This window comes from Roseateles sp., from assembly GCF_039929605.1.
Classification (GTDB): domain Bacteria; phylum Pseudomonadota; class Gammaproteobacteria; order Burkholderiales; family Burkholderiaceae_C; genus Pelomonas.
On sequence record NZ_JBDSQX010000161.1, the window covers coordinates 1 to 5,740 of the forward strand.

General features: G+C 66.9%; 4 protein-coding genes and 1 pseudogene. 1 reads left to right on the plus strand and 4 read right to left on the minus strand.

Annotation, left to right across the window (positions count from 1 at the left end):
• Positions 1–2,482, plus strand: a pseudogene (locus tag ABIS05_RS21940) (heme utilization protein); the annotation flags it as partial.
• Between the two features lie 184 nt (positions 2,483–2,666).
• Here the strand turns inward: ABIS05_RS21940 and ABIS05_RS21945 are convergent.
• The 4 genes from ABIS05_RS21945 to ABIS05_RS21960 form a co-directional block, all read right to left on the minus strand.
• A complete protein-coding gene (locus tag ABIS05_RS21945) occupies positions 2,667–3,521 on the minus strand; it encodes a hypothetical protein (RefSeq protein WP_348013084.1) in 855 nt (284 codons plus the stop codon).
• A 21-nt stretch (positions 3,522–3,542) separates the two neighbouring features.
• Positions 3,543–4,493 (minus strand): hypothetical protein, encoded by a 951-nt coding sequence (locus ABIS05_RS21950; RefSeq protein WP_348013085.1) that lies wholly within the window; start codon positions 4,491–4,493, stop codon positions 3,543–3,545.
• A gap of 9 nt (positions 4,494–4,502) precedes the next feature.
• Positions 4,503–5,492: a glycosyltransferase family A protein gene (locus ABIS05_RS21955; RefSeq protein ID WP_348013086.1), complete on the minus strand. Its 990-nt coding sequence runs from the start codon at positions 5,490–5,492 to the stop codon at positions 4,503–4,505.
• A gap of 4 nt (positions 5,493–5,496) precedes the next feature.
• On the minus strand, positions 5,497–5,740 hold a 244-nt coding region (locus ABIS05_RS21960), incomplete at its 5' end, for a DegT/DnrJ/EryC1/StrS family aminotransferase (protein ID WP_348013087.1).

A 5,740-nucleotide genomic window follows, 5' to 3' on the forward strand; every position in this document is an offset into this window, starting at 1 on the left:
GAGCACCGCGCAGCTCGAAGCCCTCGGCTCCGCCCAGATCGGCGCACTGAGCACCCAGCAAGTCGCCTCGCTGACGACCCAACAAGTCGCCAGCCTCGTGAGCGACGACCTGAACGCGCTGGAAACGGCACAGATCCGCGCGCTGAACACGGCCCAGATTGCGTCGCTGACCACGGCACAGATCTCCACGATGGAGAGCGCCGATGTGGCCGCGCTGAGCACCGGCCAGATCCTCTCGCTCAACTCGTCGCAGCTGGGCGCGCTGTCCACCGAGAACATTGCCGCGCTGGAGACCAACCAGCTCGCCGCGATCAATTCCCGCCAGGTCGCCGGCCTGAGCACCGACCAGATGGGTGCCCTGGAAACGCAAGACCTGCGGGCCATGAACACGGCCGCGCTGCGCGCGCTGAGCACCGCGCAACTGGAAGCCCTGGGTTCCGCCCAGATCGGCGCGCTGAGCACCCAGCAAGTCGCCTCGCTGACGACCCAGCAGGTGGCCGGTTTGGTGAGCGATGACCTCAACGCGCTGGACACGGCCCAGATCCGCGCGCTGAACACCGCGCAGATCAGCTCGCTGACGACCAGCCAGGTCTCGACGATGGAAAGCGCTGACGTCGCTGCCCTGAGCACCGGCCAGATCCTGGCGCTGAACTCGTCGCAACTGGGCGCGCTGGCCACCGCCAACATCGCTGCGCTGGAGACCAACCAGCTTGCCGCGATCAACTCGCGCCAGGTGGCGGGCTTGACGACGGACCAGATGGCCGCCATCGAAACGCAAGACCTGCGGGCCATGAACACCGCCGCGCTGCGCGCCCTGAGCACCACGCAGCTCGAAGCCCTCGACTCCGCGCAGATCAGCGGCCTGAGCACCCAGCAAGTCGCGTCGCTGACGACCGCCCAGGTCAACAGCCTCGTCAGCGATGACCTGAACGCGTTCACCACGGCGCAGGTCCGTGCGCTGAACTCCGCGCAGATCGCCGCCCTGTCGACGGACCAGCTCTCCACGATGGAAAGCGCTGACGTCGTCGCCCTGAGCACCGCGCAGATCACCGTGATGGTGTCGTCGCAACTGGGCGCGCTGTCCACCGAGAACATCGCCGCGCTGGAAACCAGCCAGTTCGCCGCGCTGAGCTCGCGCCAGGTCGTCGGCCTGACGACCGACCAGATCGGTGCCATCGAAACGCAGGACCTGCGTGCGCTGAACACCGCGTCGCTGCGTGCCCTGAGCACCACTCAGCTGGAAGCCCTGGATTCCGAGCAGATCGGCGCCCTGAGCACCCAGCAGGTCGCGTCGCTGACCACCCAACAGATCAGCGGCTTGGTCAGTGAAGACCTGAACGCCTTTGACAGCACCCAAGTCCACGCCCTGTCCACGAGCCAGATCTCGGCACTGTCGACCAGCCAGATGTCGACGATGGAAACCGCTGACATCCATGTGCTGAGCACCGTCCAGCTGCATGCACTGAGCACCGCCCAGCTGAACTCGCTGACCACGGAAAGCGTGGCGGCGCTGGACACCCAGCACTTCGCGGCGCTGACATCGGCTCAGGTCAGCTCGTTCACGACGGCACATATCCAGGCCATCGACACGCAGGACATAGCCGCGTTCACGACCGCGACCATCACCGGCCTGACGACGGAGCAGATCCAGTCCTTCACGACGCAGCAGATCCAGGGCTTCGAAACCCAGGACCTCGCAGCGATGGATATGAGCCAGACGCTGGCGCTGACCTCGGAGCAGGTGCAAGCGATGAGCAACGCGCAGGCCGACGCGATGTGGCTGTCGACACCTTTGGTGCTGGACCTGAACGGCAACGGCATCGAGACGTTGAGGGCGGCCAGCGGTGTGCTGTTCGACCTGAACGGCACCGGCCACGCCCAGCAGTGGGGTTGGATCGGTGGCGGTGACGGCCTGCTGGCCCTGGATCGCAACAAGGACGGCCTCATCAACAACGGCTCCGAGCTGTTTGGCTCGGGCTTCGCGATGGCGGACGGCAAGCGTGCCACGGACGGCTTCGCCGCCCTGGCCAGCATGGACAGCAACCACGACCACAAGATCAACAGTGGCGACGCGCAGTTCAACCAGCTGCGCGTGTGGGTCGACGCCAATCACGACGGCAAGACCGATGCGGGTGAACTGAAGTCACTGGCCGACCTGGGCATCGTCGAGTTCAGCCTGGACGCCACCAAGACGGCCGGCATCAACAACGGCAACGTGGTGGGCCTGCTCTCCAGCTTCACCACCGCAGACGGTGTGGAGCATCAGCTGGGCGACGTGTGGTTCGCGAAGGACAAGAACGGCGCGCCGGCCACCGACGTCAAGCTCGACGAGCTGCTGGCCCAGCCCGAAACGGCGCTGCTGGGTGGCTCGGCAGCAGGTGCCCCGGTGATGCAGCCGTTGAGCACCACGCCGGAGATGCTGCATCACCGCCTGAAGCCCATCGACGAAGACGAGAACAACCGCCAGATGCCCCTGATCTGACGACGTGAAGCGGCCCGCACCGGGCCGCCCAGAGCAGCCAGCTCGCCTCGCAAGGGGCGGCTGGCTGTTTGTTTTTCGCGGGAATTTCCCTGCCGCCTGGCTTGCGCTGCATGACTTTTGCTGCAAGGTGCAGGCAAGAAAAAAGAGGCTCCGAAGAGCCTCTTGCTGCTGGGTGCGGCGCGTGTCAGCCGAGGGCGCGGCGGATCACGTCACGGATGTCGCGCTGGCGGATCAGGTCGTAGCCGCGCCGGGCGTAGGCCTGCCGGGCCGCGTCGTCGGCCACCAAGGCCTCGCAGGCGCTGCGGATCTCGGCCGTCTTGACGAACTGGAGCGCGCCGTGGCGCAAGTCGTCTTCGATCTCCAGCCCGTCGCTGGTGTCGCAGACGACCGCCTTGCAGTTCGCCATCAAGTAGGACACGCGCACGATCTCAAAGATGGTGCCGCGCGAGAAGTTGACGACCACCTTGGCGCGCGCGATCAGGTCGTCGCGCTGCTTGCCCCACACATTGCACACCGTCATCACCGACAGCCCGGTCAGGTCAGGCCGCAGGCCGGCCACCTGGTGCAGCGCCTCGAAACGGTCGGGCGTGATGTTGCCGTAATAGAGCACGTCGATGTCTTGCTCCACACCCTGGGGCACCTTCTCCAGGTTGGGTGCGTAGGCGGTCAACGCGTGATAGGCCGGAACGCGCGGGTTCAGCGCATTCCAGGCCGCCACGTTGGAGGCGCTGTAGTCCCAGATCCGGTATTTGCGCGCCACGTGCTCAGCGGCGGTGCCGGCGAGGTCGCGGTGCGCGTAGCGCTCCATGTTGAAGAAGATGGTGTTGTCGGGAAAGCTGTCGATCAGCCCGAGCTGCAGCGGGATCTGGAAGCCGAACACGAGGTTCAGCGCGTCAGGATCGAAGAAGTTGACGCGACGCTCGACCTGGTAGCCCAGCGCCGCGAAGCCCCAGTGATAGGACTCCACGACCTCGTTGTACGCATCGAGGATGCCGACCTTCGGGTGGAACGGGTTGTACTGGACCAGGCAGATTTTCATCAGTGGTTCGGCTTCAAGGGTTCAAAGAGGCGCCAGGTCGAGCGGGTGCGGCCGCACCAGGTAGCGCTCGGCGCTCTGCACCAGCACCAGGCTGGCCTGCACGCGCTGGCAGTAGCGGAAGTCGATCATCGTGTTCCAGACGAAATGCACCTGGCCGAAGAAGGCCGCGAGCAGGTCGGCAAAACCGATGTCGAAGGAGTAGCTGTCGCCGAACACGACCACGGCCTCCTGGTAGGGCGCGGCCGGGTTCTGCAGCACGTAGTGGTTGCCGACGTGGGCGCCCGTCGTCGCGAGCAGACGGTTGTCATACACCGGCGGTGCGCGCCTCGTGATGCTGATGACGCTCTCGTGGCAGACCTCGTCGATGTACTTCAGCAGCAGGTCGTGGCGCCACCAGGCGCGGCCCAGCGGCACATGCGCAAAGTCGAAACGGCGCTCTGGCCAGATCGACACCATCAGCGCCGCGAAGCCGAACCAGGTGCCGCTCGCGCACCAGTGGCTGTTGCCCCGAAAGGCCAGCTCGGCACGCCACGATTCGGCGCGCAGCCGCTCCAACGGGTAGACGAGACCTTGCGGAACGGCCGCCAGCAGTTGCTGCACGGGCCGCTCGCCGACGAGGGGCACGCCGTTGGGCCAGCGCGCTTCGGGGAAGATGGATTGCTTCTCCGGCACCACGAGGTGGCCGAAGCGCGCGCCGATGGCGCCGGCGGCGGCCAGCCGGCGCTCGAACACCTGCTGCCACTCGGCGATGGCCTCTGGCGTCAGCCGGAGTTGCCCCAGGTACTGCTGTTCCCAATGGTTGCTGCCGTTGCTGATGAACTGCCAGCCATCGGCGCCGGTGATGGCGACCTGGTCCTTGGACAACGTCTCGAACGGCCGGTCGTACAACGGCGCCAGCCGCTGATGGTTGCCGTTGGCCAGCGCACGCTCGGCCTGCAGGAACTCGCTCAGCCGTGGGTTGCCGTCATCCATGCCCCGCCCTCACGAGGGTTGTTGCGCCAGCGGCGGTAGCGGGCGGCGCGCCGCGGCACCGCTGTACACGTGCCAGAGGTCCAGGAACTCCGCCTCGGCGGACGCGTCGGCCGCAGCCAGGCCAGGCAGCACGGTGCACAGCATCGTCATGTCCGTCTGCGCGCCGTAGCGCTCGACGATCACCGGGCAAAGCCGCGCCAGGTTCGCCTGGGCTGCGGCGGGATCGAGTAAACCCAGCCGGCGGCCCGACAGCGTCAACGCGATGTAGGCCAGGTGCGCCAGCTTCATCGGCCGGCCCATGGGGTCCGCTGAATGCTGGGCGGCGCTGGTGCGGAAGTAGCCCAGGTGCTCGTTGATGTAGCCCAGCGGCGAGCGGATGCTGGCCTTCAGGAAGGCGCCGAGGTCTTCCAGGCCGGTGAAGCAGATGCCGTCCAGGCTGGGGTCGTCGAGCTGCGGCGCCATGTCGGCATGGAAGGTTGCGTTCGAGAACTCGCCGAGCCAGTTGCCGCTGACGCCCGCGGTGTGCGCGAACAGCAGCTTGGCGTCCATTGCGAGCATGCGCTGCGGGTGGTTGGCGACGGCGGCCGGCACGGGCAGATCGCGCGTCGGCTGGCCGGACTCGAGCGCCGTCCAGCGACGGCTGACCGCGCACTGCGGCCGGCCCTGCATGTGCGCCGCCAGGTGCCGTTCGTAGAACGCGGGGTACGGGATGTCGTCGTCGAGCAGCAGGTGGAACAGTTCGGTCTGGCCGCCGTAGCGCTGCAGCAGCGCACGGAAGTTGTCGTAGGCGCCCGTGCGCGGGCCGGGCACGACCTCGATGTTCAGGTCGGCTACCGCGTCGCGCAGCGTGGGGTTGGACAGCGCGGCAATGAAGGCCTGGTCGGGGCTGTCGTCGGAAATGATGATGCGCGCTGGCTTGACCGTCTGGTGGCGCAGCGACGCGAGCAGCTCGATGAGGTATTTGGGTTTGTAGGCGGGAACCAGCGTGGTGAATTGCATGGCGTCAGTTCAGCGCGTTGCGGACGACCTCGGCGACGCGATTCACGTCGGCGACGCTCATGTACGGCGCAATCGGCAAGCTCAGCACCTGGTGCTGCAGCGCCTCGGCTATCGGCAGCGGCGGCCAGCGGTGGCCGGCGTAGGCCTGCTGCTGATGGCAGGCAATGGGGTAATGAACGAGGTGGCCGATGCCCGCTTGCGTCAGCGCGGCCTGCACGGCGGCGCGGCGGTCGGTGCCGATGACCATG

What these genes read in the sequence shown, in the direction of transcription:
- ABIS05_RS21945 (WP_348013084.1), bottom strand. Translation starts at nt 3,521, where the DNA reads ATGAAAATCTGCCTGGTCCAGTACAACCCGTTCCACCCGAAGGTCGGC.
- ABIS05_RS21950 (WP_348013085.1), bottom strand. Translation starts at nt 4,493, where the DNA reads ATGGATGACGGCAACCCACGGCTGAGCGAGTTCCTGCAGGCCGAGCGT.
- ABIS05_RS21955 (WP_348013086.1), bottom strand. Translation starts at nt 5,492, where the DNA reads ATGCAATTCACCACGCTGGTTCCCGCCTACAAACCCAAATACCTCATC.